General features: G+C 69.2%; 22 protein-coding genes. 6 read left to right on the forward strand and 16 right to left on the reverse strand.

Translation table 11 applies throughout. From position 1 onward, the window contains the following. Position 1: 1 nt before the first annotated feature. The 13 genes from KIH07_RS04045 to KIH07_RS04105 all read right to left on the reverse strand — a co-directional run bounded on the left by KIH07_RS04045 (position 2) and on the right by KIH07_RS04105 (position 11669). Positions 2-1123, reverse strand: coding sequence for a PilT/PilU family type 4a pilus ATPase (locus tag KIH07_RS04045; RefSeq protein ID WP_226490745.1), 1122 nt, complete (start codon positions 1121-1123; stop codon positions 2-4). Positions 1124-1294: 171 nt separating this feature from the next. After that, positions 1295-2176: an expansin-like protein gene (locus tag KIH07_RS04050; protein WP_226490746.1), complete on the reverse strand. Its 882-nt coding sequence runs from the start codon at positions 2174-2176 to the stop codon at positions 1295-1297. A 2-nt stretch (positions 2177-2178) separates the two neighbouring features. Continuing rightward, positions 2179-2601 carry a hotdog fold thioesterase gene (locus KIH07_RS04055; RefSeq protein WP_226490747.1) on the reverse strand — a complete coding sequence of 141 codons (423 nt, stop codon included), beginning with the start codon at positions 2599-2601 and terminating at the stop codon, positions 2179-2181. Between the two features lie 106 nt (positions 2602-2707). Beyond that, positions 2708-3109 (reverse strand): ribbon-helix-helix domain-containing protein, encoded by a 402-nt coding sequence (locus KIH07_RS04060; RefSeq protein WP_226490748.1) that lies wholly within the window; start codon positions 3107-3109, stop codon positions 2708-2710. A 63-nt stretch (positions 3110-3172) separates the two neighbouring features. After that, the gene (locus tag KIH07_RS04065; protein WP_226490749.1) at positions 3173-3751 is read right to left on the reverse strand and encodes a DJ-1/PfpI family protein; all 579 of its coding nucleotides are present in this window, start codon (positions 3749-3751) and stop codon (positions 3173-3175) included. A gap of 174 nt (positions 3752-3925) precedes the next feature. After that, positions 3926-5212 carry a solute carrier family 23 protein gene (locus KIH07_RS04070; protein WP_226490750.1) on the reverse strand — a complete coding sequence of 429 codons (1287 nt, stop codon included), beginning with the start codon at positions 5210-5212 and terminating at the stop codon, positions 3926-3928. A gap of 209 nt (positions 5213-5421) precedes the next feature. After that, entirely contained in the window at positions 5422-6744 is a 1323-nt protein-coding gene (fahA, locus tag KIH07_RS04075; protein WP_226490751.1) for a fumarylacetoacetase, read from the reverse strand. Between the two features lie 144 nt (positions 6745-6888). After that, entirely contained in the window at positions 6889-7683 is a 795-nt protein-coding gene (locus tag KIH07_RS04080; protein ID WP_226490752.1) for a cyclase family protein, read from the reverse strand. Positions 7684-7711: 28 nt separating this feature from the next. Beyond that, the gene (locus KIH07_RS04085; protein ID WP_226490753.1) at positions 7712-8491 is read right to left on the reverse strand and encodes an ABC transporter permease; all 780 of its coding nucleotides are present in this window, start codon (positions 8489-8491) and stop codon (positions 7712-7714) included. Beyond that, positions 8488-9231, reverse strand: a complete 744-nt coding sequence (locus tag KIH07_RS04090) for an ABC transporter permease (protein ID WP_226490754.1) — start codon at positions 9229-9231, stop codon at positions 8488-8490. Before KIH07_RS04090 ends, KIH07_RS04085 begins: the two co-directional genes overlap by 4 nt. Continuing rightward, the gene (locus KIH07_RS04095) at positions 9228-9998 is read right to left on the reverse strand and encodes an ABC transporter ATP-binding protein (protein WP_226490755.1); all 771 of its coding nucleotides are present in this window, start codon (positions 9996-9998) and stop codon (positions 9228-9230) included. The genes KIH07_RS04090 and KIH07_RS04095 overlap by 4 nt, the downstream gene beginning before the upstream one ends. 7 nt (positions 9999-10005) lie before the next feature. Beyond that, the gene (locus tag KIH07_RS04100; RefSeq protein ID WP_226490756.1) at positions 10006-10947 is read right to left on the reverse strand and encodes an ABC transporter substrate-binding protein; all 942 of its coding nucleotides are present in this window, start codon (positions 10945-10947) and stop codon (positions 10006-10008) included. Next, entirely contained in the window at positions 10944-11669 is a 726-nt protein-coding gene (locus KIH07_RS04105; protein WP_226490757.1) for a TetR/AcrR family transcriptional regulator, read from the reverse strand. The genes KIH07_RS04100 and KIH07_RS04105 overlap by 4 nt, the downstream gene beginning before the upstream one ends. 105 nt (positions 11670-11774) lie before the next feature. Between KIH07_RS04105 and KIH07_RS04110 the strand changes: the two genes are divergently transcribed. Then, on the forward strand, positions 11775-13952 hold the full coding sequence (locus KIH07_RS04110; protein ID WP_226490758.1) for an acetoacetate--CoA ligase: 2178 nt from the start codon (positions 11775-11777) through the stop codon (positions 13950-13952). A gap of 10 nt (positions 13953-13962) precedes the next feature. Here the strand turns inward: KIH07_RS04110 and KIH07_RS04115 are convergent, their stop codons facing one another. Then, positions 13963-15684, reverse strand: a complete 1722-nt coding sequence (locus KIH07_RS04115; RefSeq protein ID WP_226490759.1) for a tannase/feruloyl esterase family alpha/beta hydrolase — start codon at positions 15682-15684, stop codon at positions 13963-13965. A gap of 134 nt (positions 15685-15818) precedes the next feature. Continuing rightward, positions 15819-16397 (reverse strand): O-methyltransferase, encoded by a 579-nt coding sequence (locus KIH07_RS04120; protein ID WP_226490760.1) that lies wholly within the window; start codon positions 16395-16397, stop codon positions 15819-15821. A 412-nt stretch (positions 16398-16809) separates the two neighbouring features. Here KIH07_RS04120 and KIH07_RS04125 point away from each other — a divergent pair, with 412 nt between their 5' ends. Next, the gene (locus tag KIH07_RS04125; protein ID WP_226490761.1) at positions 16810-17805 is read left to right on the forward strand and encodes a tripartite tricarboxylate transporter substrate binding protein; all 996 of its coding nucleotides are present in this window, start codon (positions 16810-16812) and stop codon (positions 17803-17805) included. Between the two features lie 21 nt (positions 17806-17826). Next, complete coding sequence (locus tag KIH07_RS04130) at positions 17827-18327, forward strand: O-acetyl-ADP-ribose deacetylase (protein WP_226494616.1); 501 nt, start codon at positions 17827-17829, stop codon at positions 18325-18327. A gap of 18 nt (positions 18328-18345) precedes the next feature. Here KIH07_RS04130 and KIH07_RS04135 read toward each other — a convergent pair whose 3' ends face one another. Continuing rightward, complete coding sequence (locus KIH07_RS04135) at positions 18346-19284, reverse strand: LysR family transcriptional regulator (RefSeq protein ID WP_226490762.1); 939 nt, start codon at positions 19282-19284, stop codon at positions 18346-18348. 159 nt (positions 19285-19443) lie between these two features. Here KIH07_RS04135 and KIH07_RS04140 point away from each other — a divergent pair, with 159 nt between their 5' ends. From KIH07_RS04140 to rhaS, 3 genes are all read left to right on the forward strand, one after another. Next, on the forward strand, positions 19444-21549 hold the full coding sequence (locus tag KIH07_RS04140; protein ID WP_226490763.1) for a bifunctional rhamnulose-1-phosphate aldolase/short-chain dehydrogenase: 2106 nt from the start codon (positions 19444-19446) through the stop codon (positions 21547-21549). A gap of 122 nt (positions 21550-21671) precedes the next feature. Beyond that, positions 21672-22958, forward strand: coding sequence for an L-rhamnose catabolism isomerase (rhaI, locus tag KIH07_RS04145; protein WP_226490764.1), 1287 nt, complete (start codon positions 21672-21674; stop codon positions 22956-22958). Positions 22959-23102: 144 nt separating this feature from the next. Next, entirely contained in the window at positions 23103-24095 is a 993-nt protein-coding gene (gene rhaS / locus KIH07_RS04150) for a rhamnose ABC transporter substrate-binding protein (RefSeq protein ID WP_226490765.1), read from the forward strand. Positions 24096-24278: the final 183 nt, after the last annotated feature.

Below are 24278 nucleotides of genomic sequence, written 5' to 3' on the forward strand. Positions count from 1 at the left end.
ATCAGTCGATGCGAAGGCCCTGCGTGTCCGGCCGCTTGCCCGCGTTCAGCCGGATGCGCAGCGACAGGTCGGTGCGCGAGTCGGCGTTGTCCACCGCCTGCTCGGCGGTGATCTCGCCCTGCTGGTACAGGTCGTAAAGCGACTGGTCGAAGGTGGCCATGCCCAGCTCGTTGCTCTTGGCCATCGCTTCCTTGATCTCGTCGGTTTGGCCCTTCTGGATCAGATCGGCGATGTAGGGCGAGAGCAGCATCACCTCCACCGCGGGCACCAGCTTGCCCACCGCGCCACGGATCAAGCGCTGGCCCACCACGCCCTTGAGGTTGAGCGACAGGTCCATCAGCACCTGGCGGTGGGCCGCTTCGGGGAAGAAGTTCAGCACGCGCTGCACCGCCTGGTTGGCGTTGTTCGCGTGCAGGGTGGACACGCACAGGTGCCCGGTTTCGGCGTAGGCCATGGCGTGCTGCATGGTCTCGCGGTCGCGGATCTCGCCGATCATGATCACGTCGGGCGCCTCGCGCATGGCGTGGCGCAGGGCTTCGTCGAACGACTGGGTGTCCAGCCCGACCTCGCGCTGATCGACGATGGACTTGCCGTGGGCGTGTTCGAATTCCATCGGGTCTTCCACCGTCAGGATGTGGCCGCTGGTGGACTGGTTGCGGTGGTTGATCATCGCCGCCAGCGTGGTGGACTTGCCCGACCCCGCGGCCCCCACCACCAGCACCAGCCCGCGCTTGAGCATGGACAGCTTCTTGAGCACCGCCGGCAGCTTGAGTGCGTCCAGCGTTGGAATCTGCGCATTGATGTGCCGCACCACCACCGCCACGTCGCCGCGCTGGCGGTAGACGTTCACGCGGAAGCGGCCCAGGCCCTCGATGGCGATGGCCAGATCGCATTCAAGCGTGGACTCGAAGTCGCGGATCTGCGTCTCGCGCATGACCGAATAGGCCAGCCGCTGCACGCGGGAGGCGTCAAGCTCGGTTTCGGACAGGCGCTTGACCACGCCCTGCACCTTGATCGAAGGCGCGGCGCCGCTGGAGAGGAACAGGTCGGACGCCCCCTGATCCACCATGATCGACAGGTAGTGGCCGAGGTCGTCGTTGTGGGAGGCTGGGGTGGGGTCCATGGCGGGAGCTGTGAGGTAAGCCGGACTGTACGCCCTGCATATCGGCACGAACCAGAAAAAATGTCAACCCTTGCAGCCCAGCGCGCCCGTGTCATCCGCTGGGCCGGGTCGTCGGTGCGGCCGCTGCGCACCGGCGGCCGCGTCATCGGGATGGCGTGGCGCTGGCGGGGTTCAGTGGAGCGGGTAGCTCGCGCTCGCCGCGCCGAGTTGCGCGGGGCTGAGCTGCACGGTCGCCTTCGCGCCGTCCACGTAGTTCACCGTGATCAGGAACTTCGCGGCGCTGGACTGCAGCACCGCGCCGACGGGAACCTCGTACGCGTTCTCGACGTTGGTGGTGTCGAAGGCGAAGCTGCCGTGCGCTGAACTGCCGGTGTCCTGGTAGTCGATCGAGGCCACCCCGGTGGCGGGGTTGTGCACGCGCACGCGCGACCACCAGGGGTTGCTGCCGTCCTTGACGTTCAGCGTGGGCGCGCCGTCGGACACGCCGGGGTGGCCGCCGCAGGCCACGAAGCGCCACTGGCCCGCGTAGCGCCCGAAGCCGTCGGCCATCACCGCGCTGGGGGCGGTGCCCCCCAGGTCGATGCCGCAGTTGCCGTCGGGGCATTTGTCCACGATGCGCACGGTGGTGGTCTTGAGGCCCTGCGAGGTGAGCACGGTGACTTCGGCGCACTGGCCACAGACCTTGCCATGCTGCCACGGCCCCTGGCCATCGCCGGGCGCCACGTTGGCGTGGATGGCGGCGTAGGACTGGATGCTCGTTGAACCGTAGCCGCAGGCGCCGCCGTTGCTTGGGCCCGTGCTGTACAGGGTGACATTGCCCTCGCCCCCGGTGCTGGAGACGGTGGGCGGCACCGGCGTGGCCGCGTTGCACGAACCGGTGCACTGCGAGGGCAGGGCGCTGCTGGTGCCGGTGCCCGCGCCGCCCGTGCCGCTGTCGGTACTTGCGCTGCTGCCTCCGCCGCAGGCGGACAGCGCCAGCAACAGGGCGGCGCAGAGCGCGACAGCGCCGGTTTTCAGGCCCGAGACCCGTGTGGAAACGAAAGACCGATGCATGATCATCGCGGCGCCAGCACCGCCATGGTGATGCGCGAGACGCAGGTCAGCTCGCCCGCGTCGTTTGTCAGGTCGATCTGCCAGACCTGGGTGGTGCGGCCGATGTGCACCGGCCGCGTGACGCCGGTGACCCAGCCGCTGGTGGCGCCCTTGAGGTGGTTGGCGTTGATGTCCAGGCCCACGGCGCGGTGGCCTTCGGGGCAGCTGTAGGCGGCGCCGCAGCTGCCCAGCGTCTCGGCCAGCACCACGCTCACGCCGCCGTGCAGCAGGCCGTAGGGCTGCTTGGTGCGGGTGTCCACCGGCACCCGTGCGCGGATGAAGTCGTCGCCGACCTCCAGGAATTCGATGCCCAGGTGTTGCACGGCGGTGCCCACGTGGATGGCGGTGAGTTCTTCGACGGAGAGGGGTTTTTTCCAGAGGGTCATGGGGGGCTGAACGGGCGGTGGGTTGGGAGACGAATCGCCACACTGTAGCGGCCTCCCGCCGGCTCGCACAGCGCCGGGTGTCGCCTGCGCCCGCGCCGTGGCAGTGTCAGCCCTTGCGGCGCAGCGCCACCACCTTGCCCGACGCCGCCGCGGGCGGCAGCGCCCAGTGCGCCGGCAGCGCGTGCAGCACGGCGCGCGCGTCCAGCGAGCGGATCGGTACCGCGTTGTCCATGGGGATGCGGTCGTGCGCCTGCAGCGCCATGTAGCGCAGCGCGCTCACGCGCAGGAAGGACGCGAAATTGCCCACCCCGCCACGCGCGGCCACCAGCTCGTCGTACAACTTCTCGATCAGCTGCACCACCGCCATGCCGTCGCGCTCGCCGATCTCGCTGAGCACGTCCCAGTACAGGTTCTCCAGCCGGATGCTGGTGACCACGCCGTGCAGCCGCACCGAGCGGGTGCGGCTGGCGTAGCTCTCGGGGTCGGCGCTGATGAAGACTTCACACATGGCAGCACTCCTGCGTTGGCGGACGAAGCCGCATTGTCGGCGGCTTCGCACGGGGGATGCGCATCAATGCGTGATGCGGGTGCCCAGCACCGCCAGGAACTGCGCGATCCAGGCCGGGTGGGCCGGCCAGGCGGGTGCGGTGACGAAGGGGCCGTCGGTCACGGCTTGGTCCACCGCGATGGGGGCGTAGATGGCGCCCGCGAGCTCCACCTCCACTTGGCAGGCGGGGTAGGCCGAGATGGTGCGGCCCTTGATGTCGCCCGTGGCCGCCAGCAGTTGCGCGCCGTGGCAGATGGCGGCCACCGGTTTGCCGCTGGTGGTGAAGTGTTTCACCAGCGCCACCACGCTGGCGTGCATGCGCAGGTACTCGGGGCCGCGCCCGCCGGGAATCACCAGACCGTCGTAGGCCTCGGGCTTCACGTCGGCGAAGCTGGCGTTGAGCGTGAAGCGGTGGCCGGGTTTTTCGCTGTAGGTCTGCGCGCCTTCGAAATCGTGGATGGCGGTGTGGATCCAGTCGCCGGCCTTCTTGTCGGGTGCGACCGCGTGCACCGTGTGGCCCACCGCCTGCAGCGCCTGAAACGGCACCATGGTTTCGTAGTCTTCGCAGTAATCACCGCAGATCATCAACAGTTTCTTGCCCATGGGAGTCTCCTTGGAAAACGGGTTCGGGCTTCGATTGTTGGGCGGTGGGTGGCGGCTGGGGTAACAGCCCGTTGCTGCAGGGCTGAGGGTTTGCCCGCATCGGGGCCGGCGAGCCGGCGAAAAAAAGGCCTGCCGCCCCGGCGGGCGGACAGGCCGTGAGGTGCCGTGCGGCGCTCAGCCCTTGCGGTTGAGCAGGGCGTAGAGCCCGATGGCGCCGAAGGTGGCGGTACCGATGCCGCCGAGGGCGAATTCGCCGAAGCGCAGCGTGTAGTCGCCGGTGCCCAGCACCAGGGTGATGGCGGCCACGAGCAGGTTTTTGTTGTTCGAGAAATCAACCTTGTTGTCGACCCAGATCTTGGCGCCGGCCACCGCGATCAGGCCGAACACCACGATGGACACGCCGCCCATCACGGCCAGCGGAATCGCCTGGATCAGCGCGCCGAACTTGGGGCTGAAGCCGAGCAGGATGGCCATGATGCCGGCCACGAAGAAGATGGCGGTGGAGTAGATCTTGGTGGCGGCCATGACGCCGATGTTTTCGGCGTAGGTGGTCACGCCGGTGCCGCCCGCGCTGCCGGCCACGATGGTGGCCACGCCGTCGCCCATGAAGGCGCGGCCCATGTAGCGGTCCAGGTTCTTGCCGGTCATGGCGGTCACGGCCTTGATGTGGCCCAGGTTTTCCGCCACCAGGATGATGGCCACCGGCGCGATCAGCAGCATGGCGTTGCCGCTGAAGACCGGCGCGCTGAAGTTGGGCAGGCCGAACCAGGCGGCGCTGGCGATGCCGCTCAGGTCCAGCGGTTTGCCCAGCCCCAGGCCGTTGGTGAGCACGGCGTAGATGACGCTGGCGATGATCAGGCCCATGAGGATCAGCAGGCGCTGCAGCATGCCGCTGCTGAACACCGCCACCAGCGCCACGCAGACGAAGGTCACGCCCTGCATCCAGGCGTCGAAGCCGGTGGGCGCCATGTTCTTGATCGGGATGCCGGCCAGGTTCAGGCCGATCACGGCCACTACCGAACCGGTCACCACCGGGGGCATCAGGCGTTCGATCCAGCCCGTGCCGATGGCCTGCACCAGCGCACCGATGAGCGTGTAGACGACGCCGCAGGCGACGATGCCGCCCAGCGCCACGCCGATGTTGGCGTTCGGGCCCGGGCCGGCGTAGCCGCTGGCCGCGATCACCACGCCGATGAAGGCAAAGCTCGACCCCAGGTAGCTCGGCACCTTGCCGCCGGTCATGACGAAGAAGATCAGGGTGCCGATGCCGCTCATGAGGATGGCGACGTTGGGGTCGAAGCCCATCAGGATGGGGGCGAGCACGGTGGCGCCGAACATGGCGATCAAATGCTGCACGCCCATCACGGCGGTCTGTGGCCAGGGCAGGCGTTCGTCGGGGCCGATGACGCCGCCGCCCGTGAGCGTGGCCGATGATTTTTCCGTCCAGTGGAACAGACCCATGAAAACTCCTTGTTGTGGTGGTGAAACCGGGTGTCGGGTGGCCGCGATTCTGCCGGGTGGCCCGCAGGCCCGCACGCTGCGTTGCAGCAGGCGCGGGGCGGGGCGGGTGTGACGCAGGCGGGACAGGGCTGCGGCGATCATGGCGCCGCGGCCGGTGCGCGGGCCTTGATCCGCGTCAGGCCACGCGGAAGAAACGCAACTCCACGCGATCAGGCGAGCGCCGGCAGCACCTCACCCCGGCAGTCGCCAAAGCCGATGCGCGCCGCACCCGGCTTCTCGCACCAACCGCGCAGGATCACGTTGTCGCCGTCTTCCAGGAAACGGCGCTGTTCGCCGGTGCCGGGCAGATCAATGGCCACCGTGCCGCCACGGCTGAGCTCGACGATGGCGCCGGCCTCGGGCGGTGTCGGGCCGGAGATGGTGCCCGTGCCCAGCAGGTCGCCGGTCATCAGGTTGCAGCCGCCCACGGTGTGCTGCGTCACCATCTGGCCCAGGGTCCAGTACTGGTGGCGGAAGCTGGTGGCCGAGAGGCGGTCGGGGGCCACGCCTTTTGCGCGGTGCAACGCGGTTTCCAGCTGCACTTCGAGCTGCACGTCCAGGCCGCCGTGGTCGCGGTTGGCCGCGCCGTCCAGGTAGGGCAGGGGCTGGGGCTCGTCGGCCGGGTGGGCGAAGGGCACGCGGTAGGGCGCGAGCGCCTCCAGGGTGACGACCCAGGGCGAGACGCTGGTGCAGAAGTTCTTGCCCAGGAAGGGGCCCAGCGGCGCCATTTCCCAGAACTGGTGGTCGCGCGCCGACCAGTCGTTGAGCAGGCTCACGCCGAAGATGTGGTCTTCCGCCTTCTCCAGCGGGATCGGCTCGCCCAGGGCGTTGCCCGGGCCGATGTAGAAGCCCAGTTCCAGCTCGAAGTCCAGCCGCGCGCAGGGCCCATAGACGGGCGCCTTGGCGCCCGGGGGCAGGGCCTGGCCCATGGGGCGGTGGAACGGTGTGCCGCTGACCACCACGCTCGACGCGCGGCCGTGGTACGCGATGGGCAGCCACTGGAAGTTGGGGGTGAGCGGGTCGTCGGGCCGGATCACGCGGCCCACGTTGCGGGCGTGGTGGATCGAGGTGTAGAAGTCGGTGTAGTTGGCGATGTGCGTGGGCACGCCGTGTTCCGCTTCGGCCTGCGGCAACAGGCAGCCGTGCAGCAGGCCCACCACATGGGCGTCGGCGTCGTGGCGCAGCGCGGCGAACAGCGCGTGGCGCAGCGCGCGCCAGGCCACCGGGCCCATGGCCAGGAAGGGATTGAGCGCCGTGCCCGAGCAGGCCTGCGCGGCGAGTTGCGGCAGGCCTTCGAACACCCCGGCCCGGGCCGCGGCGGCCAGGTCGACGATCTGGTCGCCGATGGCCACGCCACCGCGAAAGGCCTCGTCCGAGCCCGCGCGGCGGAACACGCCGAAGGGCAGGTTCTGGATGGGAAAGTCGGTGCCGGCTTCGTTGGCCGAGGCCAACCAGCTGCGGGCTTGGGCGTCGTGGGTGTGGTTGAGTTCCATGGGGTGATTCCTGTCAGTTGTTCACGCTGCCGCAGCACCACTCACCTCGCATGGAGAGGCCCAACCGGGGATGCCGCCGAGCCGGCTTTGCCGGTCGGCTGGCATCGCCCCCTGGGGGGTGACGCCGAAGGCGGCGCAGGGGGGTCACAGCTTCTCGTCAAAGATCGCGACCGCGCGCGTCCAGCCGGCCGAGGCCCCACGGATCTTGTGCGGGAAGCAGCTGATGATGAAGCCCGTGGGCGGCAGCGCTTCGAGGTTGTGCAGCTTCTCGATGTGGCAGTAGCCGATGTCGCGCCCGGCCTTGTGGCCTTCCCAGATCAGGCTGGCGTCGTGCGTCTCGCCGTACTTCTTCGCGGTGTGCACGAAGGGCGCGTCCCAGCTCCAGGCGTCGGTGCCGGTCAGGCGCACGCCGCGCTCCAGCAGGTACATGGTGGCCTCGTAGCCCATGCCGCAGCCGGCGGCCACGTAGTCCGGGTGGCCGTAGCGCGAGCCCGCGCGGGTGTTGACCACCACGATCTCCAGCGGCGAGAGCGTGTGGCCGATGCGCTTGAGTTCGGCCTCCACGTCGTCGGCCGTGACCACGTAGCCGTCGGCGAAGTGGCGGAAGTCCAGTTTCACGCCCGGCTGGAAACACCACTCCAGCGGCACGTCGTGGATGGCGATGGCGGGCTTCTTCTCACCCAGCGCCTTGTCCATGGTGGAGTGGAAGTGGTAGGGCGCGTCGAGGTGGGTGCCGTTGTGGGTGGAGAGCTGCACCAGCTCCACCGCCCAGCCTTCGCCGTCGGGCAGGTCCTCCTTTTTCAGGCCGGGGAAGAAGGGTTCGATCTGCTCGAAGGTGTGCTCGTGGGTGAAGTACTGGATCTTGGGCGCGAAGGCCGGCGGGTCGCTGAGCACGTCGTTTTCCAGAAAGATCGAGAGGTCGACGAATTTGCGGGGCATGGGGGACTCCTTGAAAACGGGTGGACAGTCAGGGGCGCTGCCAGCGCAGCAGGCGCCGCTCGGCCAGGGCCAGCGCGGCGTTGCTCGCGAAGCCGATGGCGCCCAGCAGCACGATGCCGGCGAACAGCTCGCTGGCCTGGAACGAGCGCGCGGCCAGCAGGATGGCCTGGCCCAGGCCGGCCTGCGAGGCGATCATTTCACCGACCACCGAGACGATCAGCGAGACCGTCATCGACAGCCGCATGCCCGAGAGGATGTCGGGCATCGCGTTGGGCAGGCCGATCTTGGCGATGAATTCGAGGCGGCCCAGCTGCAGCGCCTGCGACACCTCGCGCAGCCGCACATGCACCTGCGCCAGGCCGTGCAGCGTGGCCAGCAGCACCGGCCACATGGAGCCGAAGGCCACCACCGCCAGCACCATGCCGCCCGAGAGGCCGAACAGCGCGATGGCCAGCGGCATCACCGCCGAGGCCGGCAGCGGGCGGATGAATTCGAGCGTGGGCGCGATCCACTCGCGCGCCGCGCGCGAGCTGCCGATCAGCGCGCCCAGCGCGATGCCCAGGGCGCTGGCGAGCACCCAGCCGAGCAGCATGCGTTGGAGCGTGGCCCGGGTGTAGGCCAGCAGGTCGCCGCCCGCCAGGCCCTGCACCAGGCTGACCAGCGTGGCGGCCGGCGAGGGCAGGAAGGCGCGGTTGACCCAGCCGCTCTGGCTGGCCAGCCACCACAGGGCCACGAAGCCGCCGAGCACGGCGATGGAGCCCGCGGCGCTGCCGAGGGCGTTGAGGCGTTTGAAGGATGGAAGGCTCATGCGGTTTGCTCCCCCATGCGGCGCGCCACCCGCTGCTGCAGCGCGAGCGCGCCGGCGTTGACGGCGTAGCCCACCCCGCCGATCCAGGCCAGCCAGCCCAGCATGAGCGCCGGGTCCAGGCTCTGCTGCGCGATCATCATGGCGTAGCCCATGCCGTTGGGGTTGGCCGCGATCTCCACCGTGACCGCCACCACCAGCGCGATCGCCACGCCCAGGCGCAGCGCCACAAAGAGGCGCGGCACGATGGCCGGGCCGACGATCCAGGCGAAGCGCTGCAGCGGCGTGAGCTGCAGCGCCCGCGCCACCTCCAGCAGCCGGGGCTCGACCTGCTGCACCGCCGCCTGCGTGAGCACCAGCATGGGCCACAGGCAGGCAAAGGCGATCACGCTCACCTCCATGCGCAGGCCGAAGCCGAACACCAGCATGGCCAGCGGGATCAGTGCCACAGAGGGAATGGGCCGCGCGACTTCCACGCTCAGGTAGGCCGCTCGCGCCGCCCGGCGCGACAGGCCCAGCAGTGTGCCCAGCAGCAGCCCGCCGAGCGCGCCGATCAGCAGGCCCAGCGCGGCGCTGCCCAACGTGAACGCGGTCGCGCTCCAGAGCGAGCCGTCGGTGGCCGCGCCCGCCAGCGCCTGGAGCGCCGCGCTCGGCGGCGCGATGGCGTCGCTGCCCTGGCCGACGGTGCGGGTCCACAGCTCCAGCGCGCCGATCAGCACGGCGGGGAAAACGAGGGCCTTCATGCATGCCCCAGGTAGTGGTAGAGCTCGCGCCGCAGGCGCAGGAACTCCGGGTGCTCCTTGGTGCCGATCTGGTCGCGCGGCTGCGGCAGCGGCACGTCGATCACCGCCGCCAGGCTGGGGCGCTCCGGGGTCGGGTTGGCGCGCAACGCGATCACCCGGTCGCCCAGGTACAGCGCCTCTTCCAGGTCGTGCGTGACGAACATGACCGTCAGCCCCTCTTCGCGCACCAGCCGCGCCAGCTCGTCCTGCAGCGTCTCGCGCGTCATCGCGTCCAGCGCGCCGAAGGGCTCGTCCATCATCATCACGTCGGGCCGCTGCGCCAGGCAGCGCGCGATCTGCACCCGCTGCTGCATCCCGCCCGAGAGCTGCGCCGGGTACTTGCTCGCGTGGGCGCCCAGGCCCACGGTGTCCAGCACCTTCGCGATGCGCGCGGGCCGCTCGGCCTCGGGCACCTTCGCCGCCTCCAGCGCCAGGCTCACGTTGGCCGCCACGCTGCGCCAGGGCAGCAGGGCGCGGCCATAGTCCTGGAACACGAAGGCCACCTCGCGGCTCGGGCCGGTGATCGGCCGGCCCTGGCGCATCACGGCACCGCTGCTGGGCGCCACGAAACCGGCCGCGGCGCGCAGCAGCGTGGTCTTGCCGCAGCCCGAGGGGCCGATCACGCAGACGAACTCGCCGCGGCGCACGCTCAGCTCGGTGGGCGAGAGGATTTCACGGCCGCCGAGGGTGATGGCGACCTGATCGAAATGCAGAACGGTTTCGGACACCCGGGCCTCACTTCGCGATCAGCCGGGCCACATCGGGTGTGGTCTTGAGCATCTCCTGGTCCTTCATCAGGCCGACCCAGTAGTTCAGCTGCTTTTCCGTGACGATGGGCGAGGGCGGGGAGATCTGCACCTTGGCCAGCACCTCGGGCGGCAGCTTGATGTATTTGCCAACGGCCGCGCGCACGGCCTCGTTGTTCCTGGGCTGCAGCATGAAGGCCGCGCCCTGCTGCACGCCCTCGCGGAAGGCCTTGACCGCAGCGGGGTTCTTCTCGGCCCACTCGCGCCGTGCGGTGTGGATGATGGTGGGCTGGTTCTCGGGCAGGAAGGTCGAGTAGTAGCTGGCCACGTAGCCCGCGCCGCTGTCGGTGATGCGGCTCATGAACGGGTCGGCGCTCACCACGGCGTCGACCGAGCCGCCGCGCAGCAGGTCGCCGTGCTGCGGGAACGAGGCCTCGATGAAGTTCACCTTCTTGTGGTCCACGCCTTGCTTCTTGAGCCAGGCGCGGAAGGTCACGTGCAGGAAGGCGCCCAGGCCGGGCACGCCGACCTTCTTGCCCACGCAGTCCTGCGCGGTGCGGATGCCGCTGCCGGCCTTGGCCACCAGGCCGAAGCCGGTGATGGTCTTGGAGGTGGCGCCGCCACCGGCCACGACCACGTGGTCCAGCCCACCGTCCACCGACTGCAGGAACACGCTGGGCGTGGGGCCGCCGATCTGCAGCGAGTCGGCCTGCACGGCGGCGGGGATGGTGGAGTTGATGGGGATGAATTTGAGCTCCACCTCCAGCCCGCGCTTCTTGAAAAAGCCCTGCTCGGCGGCGACGAACACCGAGGCGAAGTCGGTCACGGCGGTGAAGCCGAACACCACCTTGGGCAGGGTCTGGCCGAGCGCCGGCAGGCTCGCGGCGGCGGGGAGAGCGGCCAGTGCGGCCAAGGCGGTGCGTCGTTTCATGCGGGTCTCCTACGGGATGGTGGGGTGGTTTTTTTCGGGACGGGGAAAGTGGGGGCGGGCAGGGCGGCCTGCAGGCCGCCCACGATGAATCGCACGAGCCGGTCCGCGGCTTCGGGGTCGCCGGCCCGGCTCTGGTTCTGCGACAGCCGCGTCACCCGGTCGTCGACCAGGTGGTGCAGCAGGGCGCCGAGCGCGAACTGGTAGCCCCAGGCCACGTCGGCCAGGCGGGCGTGCGGCAGGGCGGCGTGCATGGCGGCGATGAAGCGGTGCGCCATCGGGTCGAAGAACTCGCGCAGCACGCGGTCGGCTTCGGCGCTGCCGTAGGCCAGCTCGCGGCCGACCAGTTGCGCGTAATAGAAACCCTCTTCGCTGTTGCGCAGCCGGATCACGGGCTTCACGAAGGCCTCGACGATGCGGGTCAGCGTCTGCGGGTCTTGCGGGTTCGCCGCCGCCGCGTCCAGTGCGGCCAGGCGTTCCTCGATGGTCTGGTTCCAGTGCGCAAAGATGGCGTGGAACAGCTCGTGTTTGGGGCCGTAGTAGTAGCCCACCAGCGCCAGCGGCACGCCGGCTTCTTCGGCGATCTGCCGGATCGTCACGCCGTGGTAGCCGCGTTGCGCGAACAGCTTCTCGGCCGCCAGCAGGATGGCCTGCTGGCGGTCGGGCCGGGGGGCGCCGCGCGAGGGCGCGGGTCTGGAGCGGGTGGGGGCGGGGCCGGTGACCATGGCCGGTATTGAACGGTTGTACAAAAATATTGAACATCCGTACAAACCCTTGTGCAGCTGCGGCAGGCCACGAACCAGAATGGCGCACCCTAGGAAGCCGTCCGCATGAACCCCACCGCGCCCCACATCCCCCAGATCCGCCTCTACCAGCAATGGCTGGCCGAACACCGCGGCCTGCATTTCGACAGCTACGACGCGCTCTGGCGCTGGTCCACCACCGAGCTCGACGCCTTCTGGCAGAGCATCTGGGACCACTTTGAACTGCGCTCGCCCACGCCGCACACGGCCGTGCTGGCGAACAACGTGATGCCCGGCGCGCAGTGGTTCCCGGGCGCGCAGGTGAACTACGCGCAGCAGGTGTTCCGCCACGTGGCGCCCGCGCACGCGGCGGGCTTCATGGCCATCGAGAGCCGCAACGAGAAGGGCCGGCGCGTCGAGCTGTCGTGGCCCGAGCTGCGGCGCCAGGTGGCTTCGCTCGCGCTGCACCTGCAGGCCCAGGGCGTGCGGCCCGGCGACCGCGTGGCGGCCTACCTGCCCAACATTCCCGAGACCATGGTCGCCTTTCTCGCGGTGGTCAGCATCGGCGCGGTGTGGAGCGTGTGCGCGCCCGACATGGGCACCAACGCGGTGCTGGACCGCTTCAAACAGATCGAGCCGGTGGCGCTGATCGCCTGCGATGGCGTGACCTACGGCGGACGGGACTTCGACCGCCTGGGCGTGGTGGCCGAGCTGCGCGCGGCCCTGCCCACGCTGCGCCATGTGATCCTGCACACCAACCTGGCCGAGGGCCCGGACGCGGTGGACCGCGCGCTGGCAGCCGCCCAGCCCTGCGCCGCGTTCAGCACCGCCGTCGCCCGCAGCGACGCAGCGGTGCAGGCCTTCGAGCCGCTGTGGCTGCCCTTCGACCACCCGCTGTGGATCGTCTACAGCAGCGGCACCACCGGCCTGCCCAAGCCCATCGTGCACGGCCACGGCGGCACCATGATCGTCGCACTGGCGCTCAAGACCCTGCACAACGACGTGGGCTGCAGCTACGCGCCCAACAGCTGGGGCGAGCGCTACCATTGGTACAGCTCCACCGGCTGGGTGATGTGGAACGCGCAGGTCAGCGGCCTGCTCAACGGCACCACCTGCGTCATCTACGACGGCAATCCGGGCGGCAGCAAAGAGAAACCCGACTGGACCGTGCTCTGGCGCTTCGCGTCCGAACTCGGCGTGAGCTTCTTCGGCGCCGGCGCGGCGTTTTTCGCGAACTGCATGAAGGCGGGCGTGGACCTGGCGGCGTGTGGGGATCTGTCCCAGGTGCGGGCGCTGGGAACGACGGGATCGCCGCTGTCCGAGGACGCGCAGAACTGGGGCACGGCGCAGTTTCGCAAGCTGCGAGGAAGTTCACTCCCTCTCCCTCTGGGAGAGGGCGGGGGTGAGGGCCTCGCCGCGCCCAGCCCTCACCCTGACCCTCTCCCAGAGGGAGAGGGAAATGAAGCCGGCGACATCTGGTGGTGCAACATCTCCGGCGGCACCGACTTCGCCGGCGCCTTCATCGGCGGCCATCGCGAGCTGCCACAAACCCCGGGCCGCATGCAGTGCCGCCTGCTGGGCTGCGCGGTCGAGGCCTGGAACGAGCAGGGCCAGCCCGTCATCGACGCCGTGGGTGAACTGGTCTGCGCACAACCCATTCCCTCCATGCCGCTGTATTTCGTGGGCGACAAAGACAACCAGCGCCTGCTCGGCAGCTACTTCGACATGTACCCGCCCGGCCACGGCAGAAAGCCCGGCGGCGGTGATCTGGACAAGGAAGCCGGCGCCGTCTGGCGCCACGGCGACTGGCTGCGCATCCACCCCGACGGCTCCTGCGTGATCTACGGCCGCTCCGACGCCACCATCAACCGCCACGGCCTGCGCATGGGCACGAGCGAGCTGTACAGCGCGGTCGAGGCGCTGCCCGAGGTGCTGGACTCGATGGTGGTGGACCTCGAATACCTCGGCCGCGAGAGCTACATGCCGCTGTTCGTGGTGCTGCGCCCGGGGTTGGCGCTGGACGATGCGATGCGCGAGAAGATCAACGCCGCCATCCGCACCGCGCTCTCGCCGCGCTTCGTGCCCAACGCCGTGTTCCAGGTGGCCGAGATCCCGCGCACCCTCTCGGGCAAGAAGCAGGAGCTGCCGATCAAGAAGCTGCTGCTGGGCCAGCCGCTGGAGAAGGTGATCAACAAGGAAGCCATGGCCAACCCGGGCTGCCTGGACTGGTACGTGGACTTCGCCGCCCGGCAAGCGGCGGAGTGAAGTCGTGCGTTCAGCGGCAGGCGAAGCTGCTGGCCTCTTCGAGGCTGCCCGAGCCCTTGTAGGTGGCGACCTTGGGGTAGGCGCACAGCGGCCGCGAGCGGTTGGGCGCCCAGCTGGCGGGCACATCGGGGTTGAGCTCGCCGGCGTTGCCCGGGCCGCGCGCGGTGGCGATGATCTGCTCGGGCGCGATGCCTTGCTCCACCCACTGCACCAGCGGGCCGAGCGCGTCGAACTGGTCGGTGGACGGGCCGGCGCGGCAGTGGTCCATGCCCGGCACGCGGAAGAAGCGCGCGAAGCCCGACGGGTCGCCGCCGGTGCGCCGGTCCAGGCCCTCGTACCAGGCCTGCGTGTCGTGCGGCGAGAAGATCGCGTCGCTCATGCCGTGGTAGACCAGCAGCTTGCCGCCCCTGGCCTTCACGCGGCCCAGGTCGGTGGCGTCGGGCGGGGTCATGAAGTCCATGGCCGATTCGGTGAACGGCCCGGCCGTGGCCTGCACCGAAGCGAGCATCGCGTCCACGTCGCCGTTGAGCGCGAAGGCCTCGCCGTTGAAGCTGGCCGGGTTCTGCGGCGGTGCGCCGAAGATGAGGCCCACGGCGCCCGAGTCGCGCTGGATCGGCGCGCTGAACTCCCAGTTGGCCACACCGGGGCTGGCCAGGCCGGCGTCGTAGGGGAAGCTGGCGTAGAAGGGTTTTCCGTCGCGCGTGGTGGCGCCGCTGAAGATGGGCGCGATCGCCGCCTTCTGCGCGCTGCTCAGGCAGCTGCCGTTGCGCTCGCCGTTGCAGGTGGGCACGTCGCGGGCCAGGTTGAACGCGGCCTGGCAGGCGGTGGGGTGTTGCACCATGCCGTCGCGGGCGCCGTCGAGCGCGTCGCAGCGGTCCAGCACGGCCCGGACCACGGTCTGGCGTTCGGGCTGGGTGAAGGCGCTGCCGAGGTCCTTGGGGTTGGTGGCGACCTTCTTGTACTGCTGCGCGCCCCAGATGTTGGCCACGGCCGCCTTGGGCAGGTTGTAGCCCGGCGCGCCGGCCAGGAAGCCGTCGAACATCTCGGGGTAACGCGCGGCGGCCACCAGCACATGGCGACCGCCGTTGGAGCAGCCGGCGATGTAGGAGCGGTCGGGCGCCTTGCCGTAGGCCCGGCGCACCACTTCCTTGGCCATGGGGGTGAGCTTGCCCACCGCCTGGTAGCCGTAGTCGAGCCGCGCCTGCGGGTCCAGGCCGAAGCCGGGGCCGCGCGTGAGCTGGTTGTCGTGGCCGGCGTCCGAGCTGATCACGGCGAAACCCTGGTGCAGGGCGGAGGTGATCGGGCCGCCGCCGAAGGCGCCCAGCGCGGGCTGCACCGAGCCGTCGATGCCACCGTTGCCTTGGTACAGGAAGCGCCCGTTCCAGCGCAGCGGCAGGCGCATCTCGAAGCCGATGGCGTAGGGCGTCTTGCCGTCGGCGCCCATGCGCTCGTGCATCGCGCCCAGCACCACGCAGTGCGCGGCCACGTCCTGCGCGCCGGCCTTGAGCGCACCCGCGGCCACCGCCGTGACGCTCTGGATGCGGGTGTGGGCCAGCCCGGCGAGCCGGCCCGCCAGGGCCTCACAACCGGCCATGCTCGCCGGCCGGGCCGGCGCCAGTGCGGCGCCGGGGGCCAGGTGGGGTGCGGTCGAACAGGCCGCGAGCGTGGTGATCGTCAGCGCGGTGAGCGCGACCGAGGCCCAGGGGCCGCGAGGGTGGGGGCGTGTGTGCATGCAGGTCTCCTGGGTTCTTGTGGGCGGTTCGAACCGTTCCGCAGAATAGTTACTCTAGATAACCAAGTCAATGGCCGAATCGGGGAGAACCCGACACCATCTACCCACCGTTCCATCCGTCGGCGCTGTGCCGGTCAGGCGCGCCGTGTGGCCAGCACCATGCCACTGGCCCAGGCCAGTTGCGTGGTGTGGAAGTCGGTGCGCCCGTCCAGCGTGTCCAGCAGTTGCCGGACCTTCTCGGCGTGGCCCTCGGGCCAGTTGGCTTGCGGCAGCATGTCGTCGATGACATAGATGCCCCCCGGCTTGAGCAAGGCCAGCGCTTCGTCGAGCAGGCGGTATTTGCCCGACCAGGTGTCGGCAAAGACGAGATCGAACGAAGCGACCGGCAACGAACACAGGAAGGGATCGCCATCGGCGCAGACGGCGGTGAGCCGCGGATCGTGGCCCAGGTGGCGGTGCAGCACCGCGAGCAGAAAGGGGTCGTTGTCCACCGTGGTGAGGTGTGCCCCCGCGTCCATGCCGTCGAGCAGCCAGGCGGTGGACAGACCCGTGCCGGCGCCCAGCTCCAGCAAGCGGCCGCCGGGCTTCGCGGCGGCCAGTGTGCGCAGCAGGCTGCAGGTCAACGGATCGGACGCCATGGTGAAGCCGGTGGCGCGGGTGTCGGCCCAGAGGGCGGGGATGGGTGCAGGTTCGCGAAGAAGGTGTTCGTTCATGTTGTGCAGTGGGCAAGCGTCGCACCTGGTCGGTGCCGGGTGATGGGGGGGAGAGAAAACGCGCACAACGCCCTGCGGCCCACCGGGATGGTGACCGTTGTGGGGCCGGGGTTCGGGGAGATCAGAGGGTGGCGGAAGGCCACACCTGGCGCGCGAACAAACCCCGGCCCTGCGCTAGCAGGCTCGACGGCAGGGGAGGGGTGTGGCGCATCAACATGAGGCATCCATGCTAACGCCTGCGGCCATGCAGATCCGCGCGGTTCCTCCCTGGGATGGCCAGCCCGCGTCGGTGGGCGGCCTCCAGTCGCGTGTGCGACCCAAAATCGGCATGCCATGGGGCGGCCCCGGTTCACGGCGCAGGCGTGGCGGGCTATGTTGTGGGGCTGTCCATTCCATCCCGCAGGAGACACCCATGAACACCCATCGCCCCGCCACCCTCAACCGCCGTCAGGTGCTGACCACCGTGGCCGCCATCGCCGCACCGGCCATCCTGCCGGCCCACGTGTTCGCACAGGACAAATACCCCTCACGCCCCATCAAGCTGATCGCGCCCTGGCCCGCCGGTGGCAGCAGCGACGGCGTCATGCGCGCTTTCGCCGACAGCGCCGGCAAGACGCTGGGTGTGCCCGTGATCATCGAGAACAAACCCGGCGTGGGCGGCACGCTGGGCGCGGCCGCCATGGTGGGCGCCGTTCCCGACGGCTACACGCTCACGCAGCTGCCGCTGGGCATCTACCGCCTGCCGCACATGCAGAAAATGCCCTTCGACCCGGTGGCCGACCTCACCCACATCGTCTGCCTCACCGGCTACACCTTTGGCATCGCCTGCACGGCCGACGCGCCGTTCAAGACGCTCAAGGAGATGGTGGCCTACGCCAAGGCCAACCCCGGCCAGCTGGAGTACGGCCACACCGGAACGGGCACCACGCCGCACCTGGCCATCGAAGAGTTCAGCGAAAAGGCGGGCATCCGGCTCAACCCGGTTCCGTTCAAGGGTTCGGCCGAGATCATGCAGGCCATCCTGGGCGGCCACATCCGCATGATGAGCGGCACCACCGAGTTCGCGCCACATGTGCAGAGCGGCAAGCTGCGCCTGCTCGCCACGCTGGGCAGCAACCGCAACAAGGCCTTTCCTGACGTGCCCACGGTGAAGGAAAGCGGCTGGGACACCATCAGCGAATCGCCCTTCGGCATCGGCGGCCCCAAGGGCATGGCCCCGGCGGTGGTGAAGGTGCTGCACGACGCGTTCAAGAAGACGCTGGAAGACCCGGCCGTACTCGCCACGCTCGACAAGTTCTTCCAGCCTGTGATCTACATGAACAGCGCCGATTACACGGCCTACGGCGAGCGCACCTTCAAGGCCGAGAAGGCCACCATCGAGCGGCTGGGGCTGGCGAAGAAGGGCTGATTGAAGAAAGCTTTTCCACCGATGCTTCTGAAGGCCATCCAGGGCGACATCACCCAGCTGCGCGTCGACGCCATCGCCAACGCTGCCAACTCTTCGCTGCTCGGTGGCGGCGGGGTAGACGGGGCCATCCACCGGGCCGCAGGGCCCGAGCTGCTGCACGAATGCCGCCTGCTCGGGGGCTGCAAGACGGGCGACGCCAAACTGACCAAGGGCTATCGGCTGCCCGCCCGGTTCATCGTGCACACCGTCGGGCCCGTGTGGCGTGGCGGCGCGCATGGAGAGCCAGCAATGCTCGCCTCGTGTTACCGGCGGTCGCTGGAGGTGGCCGCTGCCGCCGGGGTGGCATCGTTGGCGTTTCCCAGCATCAGCACGGGCATCTTCGGCTACCCCATCGAAGAAGCGTCAACGGTGGCAGTCGCGACGGTTCGTCAGGTGCTGGCAGCGGGCTGCCCGGTGCAGTCCGTCATCTTCTGCTGCTTTTCGGCGGCCGACGTGGCGGTGTACCAGGCGGCGCTGGCCTGAGCTGAAACCCGGCGGGTCTCACCCCCGCACCAGACAAGCCGCGATCCGCGTCCCCTCCGCGAACACGAAGTCCTTGAAGGCCTGGTTCACGCCGTTGAGCGTGACGTCGCGCCGGTGGATGAAGCACCAGTCGATGTACTTGGGCATGTCGGCGAGGTCGAGCACGGCGATGCGGCCGGCCTCCAGCTCCACCTGGAACACGTGGGCCGACAGGAAGCTGATGCCCAGGCCCTCCATCACCGCGTGTTTCACCGTCTCGTTGCCCGAGAGTTCCAGCCGCTGGCGCACCTGGATCGATTGCGCCTGCAGCAGTTGTTCGAGGAACAGCCGGGTCGACGAACCGGGCTCGCGGAAGATGAAGTCTTCCTGCCGCAGGTCGGTCCATTCCAGCGCGCCGCGCCGCGCCAGCGGGTGGTTCACCGGCGCCACGATGCAGTGCGGATGCCGGGCGAAGCTGTGCGCTTCCACGTCGGCCTCGGACGGCGGGTAACCGGTGATGGCGATGTCCAGCCGCCGCTCGGCCAGCATGGCCAGGATCTCCGAGCGCTTGCCCACCGTGAGCTTGAGGTGCACGTCGGGGTGGCGCCGGTGGAATTCGCTGAGCAGGCGCGGCGCGAAGTAGTTGGCGGTCTGCACCACGCCCAGGTGCAGCAGCCCGCGCAGGCCACGCGAGGCCTCGGTGCTGCCGCTCTCGGTGTAGAAGGCCATGGCTTCTTCGGCCGCGCGCACCTGCGCCAGGATGATGCGGGCGTGCCCCAGCAGCTCCTGCCCGGCGTCGCTCAGGCGCTTGCGGTCGGTCGGGTCGAACAGGGCGGTGCCCAGTTCCTGCTCCAGCTGGCGCACCACCATCGAGACGGCGGGCTGCGTCAGCGCCAGCTGCTCGGCCGCGCGCGAGAAGCTGCCGCAGCTGGCCACCGCCTCGAACACCCGCAAGTGGCGGACCTTCAATTCCATCATCTCGATTTCTCCTCAGGACATTCCCGGATAAAAGCAGCGCCCCTGCTGGCCGTCACCCGGCTGCCGACCCGGCCAGGGCTGGAATATAAGACTTCGTTATCGATTTGATCAATTTCCATCAATAGCCGGGACTGGGGGCGCGGCCTAGCATCCCGTCCCATGAACACAGCCACCCCCCCAGCCTTTCCCCAGTGGGACGACGCCGCGACCGCCGGCATGGACCAGCCCCACCTGCTTCTGTACCGCTCCAACCTGCTCGGTTCGGACCTGCGCATCACCAACTACGGCGGTGGCAACACCTCGGCCAAGATCTGGCAGCGCGACCCCCTGAGTGGCGCCGACGTCGAAGTGCTCTGGGTCAAGGGCTCGGGCGGTGACGTGGGCTCCATGAAGCTCGACGGTTTCTCCACGCTCTACATGGACAAGCTGCGCGCGCTCAAGGGCCTGTACCGCGGCCTGGCGCACGAAGACGAGATGGTGGCCTACCTGCCGCACTGCACCTTCAACCTCAACACCCGCGCGGCCTCCATCGACACGCCGCTGCATTCTTCGCTGCCCTATGCGCACGTGGACCACATGCACCCGGACGCCGTGATCGCGATCGCGGCCATGGCCAACGGCGAAGCCATCACCCGGCAGGTGTACGAGGGCACCGTGGGCTGGATGCCCTGGCTGCGCCCGGGCTACGAGCTGGGCCAGCAGCTCAAGGCCTACAACGAAGCCCACCCGGGCCTGCGCGGCATCGTGCTCGGTGGTCACGGCCTGTTCAGCTGGGGCGAATCGTCCCGCGCCTGCTACGAAAACACGGTGGACCTGATCGAGCGCGCGCAGGCCTGGTTGTCGCGGGAGCGCGAGCGCCGCCAGGTGCAGGTGTTCGGCGGCACACGCTTCGACACGCTGGCCACCGAGGCGAGCGAGGCCACGCTGGCGCGTGTGCTGCCCGTGCTGCGCGGCCTGGCCGCCCAGGGCAGCCCCAAGCTGCTGCACGTGAACACCTCGCCCGAGGTGATGCAGTTCGTCAACTCGGCCGAGCTCGAACCGCTGGCCGCGCTGGGCACCTCCTGCCCCGACCATTTCCTGCGCACCAAGATCCGCCCGCTGATCGTGCCCGAGGCGGTCTACACGCTCGAAGGCCCGGCGCTCAAGACCGCGCTGGACGGCCTGCTGGCCGCCTACCGCGCCGACTACGCCGCCTATTACGAGCGCTGCCGGCGCGCCAACAGCCCGGCGTTGCGCGACCCCAACCCGGTGGTGATCCTGCTGCCGCGCATCGGCATGGTGACGATTGCCAAGGACAAGGCCACGGCCCGCATCGCCGGCGAGTTCTATGTGAACGCCATCAACGTGATGCGCGAGGCCAATGCGGTGGACCAGTACGTGGGCCTGCCCGAGCAGGAGGCCTTCGACATCGAATACTGGCTGCTCGAAGAAGCCAAGCTGCAGCGCATGCCCAAGCCCAAGCCGCTGGTGGGCAAGGTCGCCCTGGTCACCGGCGGGGCCGGTGGCATCGGCCAGGCCATTGCCCGGCGCATGCTGGCCGAGGGCGCCTGCGTGGTGCTGGCCGACATCGACGAGGACGCGCTGGCCAGCGTCACCGCCGACCTGGCCAAGGCCCACGGCAAAGACCACGTGCGTGGCGTGCGCTGCGACGTGACCGACGAGGCCAGCGTGATCGCTGCCTACGGCCGCGCGGCCCTGGCGTTTGGCGGGGTGGACATTCTGGTGAGCAACGCCGGCATCGCCTCGGCCGCGCCCATCGACGAAACCACGCTGGCGCTGTGGAACCGCAACCAGAGCATCCTGGCCACGGGCTATTTCCTGGTGGCGCGCGAAGCCTTCAAGCTGATGAAGGCGCAGGGCACGGGCGGCTCCATCGTCATGATCGCCAGCAAGAACGGCATGGTCGCGAGCAACCAGGCCACGGCCTACTGTGCCGCCAAGGCCGCCGAGATCCAGCTTTCGCGCAGCTTCGCGCTCGAAGGCGCGCCGCTGGGCATCCGCTCCAACGTGGTCAACCCCGACGCCGTCATCCGCGGCTCCAAGATCTGGACCGGCCAGTGGAGCGCGGAGCGTGCCCAGGCCAACAAGATCGGCGAAGACGATCTCGAAGCCTTCTACCGCGACCGCTCCATGCTCAAGCGCAGCGTGTTCCCGGAAGACATCGCCGAGGCCACCTACTTCTTCGCCTGCGAAGACCTCAGCGCCAAGAGCACCGGCAACATCCTCAACGTGGACGCCGGCAACCTCGCCGCATTTACAAGATAACCCCCCGAGGCGCCTGCCGGCGCTTCCCCCCAGGGGGCGACACCAGCGGCCGGGCAAAGCCGGTTCCGCGGCGTCCACTGGACGAGATGGGCGCTCAGGCACCCGCTCAACAAGGAGACAACATGAAGACCATCGACAACGGATTGCTGGAGGCGCACAACGAACCCCAGTTGCGCCATGTGCAGAGCGACTACGAGCACCTGGGCGAGCAGCTCGCGCGCCGCCAGATCGACATCGAGACCGTGCGCCAGCAGGTCGCGGCCTTCGGCGTCGCCATCCCCAGCTGGGGCGTGGGCACTGGCGGCACGCGCTTCGCCCGCTTCCCTGGCCAGGGCGAGCCGCGCCACGTGTTCGACAAGCTGCAGGACTGCGGCGTGATCCAGCAGCTGGCGCGCGCCACGCCCACGGTCAGCCTGCACATCCCCTGGGACAAGTGCAGCGACTGGAGCGAGCTGCGCCAGGCCGCTGCCAGCGCCGGCCTCGCCTTCGACGCCATGAACTCCAACACCTTCAGCGACCAGCCCGGCCAGGCCCACAGCTACAAGTACGGCAGCCTGAGCCACACCAACGCCGCCACCCGCGCGCAGGCCGTGGCGCACAACCTCGAATGCATCGCCATCGGCCAGGCGCTGGGCTCCAAGGCGCTCACCGTGTGGGTCGGCGACGGCAGCAACTTCCCCGGCCAGCAGCACTTCCGCCGCGCCTTCGACCGCTACCTGGAGAGCGCGCAGCAGATCTACGCCGCGCTGCCGGGCGACTGGCGCATGATGCTGGAGCACAAGATCTGCGAGCCGGCTTTCTACGCCACCGTGATCCAGGACTGGGGCTCCAGCTTCCTGGCCGCGCAGACCCTGGGCCCGAAGGCGCAGTGCCTGGTGGACCTGGGCCATCACGCGCCCAACGTCAACATCGAGCTGATCGTGGCGCGGCTGATCGCCGCCGGCAAGCTCGCGGGCTTCCACTTCAACGACAGCAAGTACGGCGACGACGATCTGGACGCGGGCAGCGTCTCGCCCTACCGCCTGTTCCTGGTGTTCAACGAGCTGGTGGCCGCGGCGCACGAAGGCGTCGCCTTCGACCCGGCCTACATGCTGGACCAGAGCCACAACGTGACCGACCCCATCGAGAGCCTGATGACCAGCGCCATCCAGGTGCAGCGCAGTTACGCGCAGGCCCTGCTGGTGGACCGCGCCGCACTCGACGCCGCGCAGGACGCCAACGACGCGCTCACCGCCACCCACCTGCTCAAGCAGGCCTTCCAGACCGACGTGACCCCGCTGCTGCAGCGCGTGCGGCTGGACGCCGGCGGCGCCATCGACCCGGTGGCCGCCTACCGCGCCAGCGGCTACCGCCAGCGGGTGGCCGGCGAGCGCCCGGCCGCCGTGGGCGGTGGCGGTGGCATCGTGTGAACCCATTCCCCGGCCGGGGCTGCGCGCGAGACGCCCCGGCCGGCCACCCATCTTGACCGCTGGCGTTTCCCATCACCAACGGCAGGACATCGACCCCGACAGGTCGGCCTTTTTCAACCGCGACGACATCCTTTGGAGACATACATGAAAAAATCCCGCTTCGCACTGACCGCAGCCGCCCTGGCGCTTGCCCTGGCCCAGCCCGCCTTCGCCGCCGACAAGATCGCCCTGGTGGTCAAGAGCCTGGGCAACGGCTTCTTCGACGCCGCCCACCAGGGCGCGCTCGAAGCCGCCAAGGAGCTCAAGGACGTGGAGATCATCTACACCGGCCCCGCCAAGGCCACCGCCGAAGGGCAGATCGAGATCGTCAACTCGCTGATCGCGCAGAACGTCAAGGCCATCGTGATTTCCGCCAACGACCCCGACGCGCTGGTGCCCTCGCTCAAGAAGGCCATGCAGCGCGGCATCAAGGTCATCTCGTTCGACTCGGGCGTGAAGAAGGAAGGCCGCCTGATGCAGCTCAACCCCTCCAACAGCGCGCTGATCGGCGAGAAGCTGGTGAAGATGAGCGAGCAGGTGGTGGGCAAGACGGGCGAGATCGCCGTGCTCTCGGCCACCGCGCAGGCCACCAACCAGAACATCTGGATCGGTGAGATGAAGAAGGTGCTGGCCAAGCCCGAGTACGCGGGCCTGAAGCTGGTCAACGTGGTCTACGGCGACGACCAGACCGACAAGAGCTACCGCGAAGCGCAGGGCCTGTTCAAGAGCTACCCCAACCTCAAGGCCATCGTCGCCCCGACCACGGTCGGCATCGCCGCGGCCGCCAAGGCCGTGCAGGACGAGAAGAAGGTCGGCCAGATCTTCGTGACCGGCCTGGGCCTGCCCTCCGAGATGGCCGGCCACGTGCAGAGCGGCGCGGTGAAGTCGTTCGCGATCTGGAACCCGATCGACCTGGGCTACTCGTCCATCCACGCCGTGCACGCCTTCATGAAGGGCACGGCCAAGGGCACCAAGGGCGAGATGATTTCGCTGGGCCGCGTCGGCAAGGCCACGCTGGACGAAAACGGCGAAGCCGCCATGGCCGAGCCCTTTACCTACGACGCGACCAACGTCGAGAAATTCGCAAAAATCTTTTGAAGCACCCCCCGCGCCGCTTCGCGTCACCCCCCTCAAGGGGGGCGGGGCACTGGCCGTCCGGCAAAGCCGGCCCGGCGGTGCCCTGCGGTCAGACCGCTTCATGCGATGCGGGGCGCGCGCCGGAGCCTTGGAAAACCCAGGCCTCGACTCCTGACGGCCGGCAACGGCGCTGCGGGGGAACCT

Source organism: Hydrogenophaga taeniospiralis, assembly GCF_020510445.1.
Classification (GTDB): domain Bacteria; phylum Pseudomonadota; class Gammaproteobacteria; order Burkholderiales; family Burkholderiaceae_C; genus Hydrogenophaga.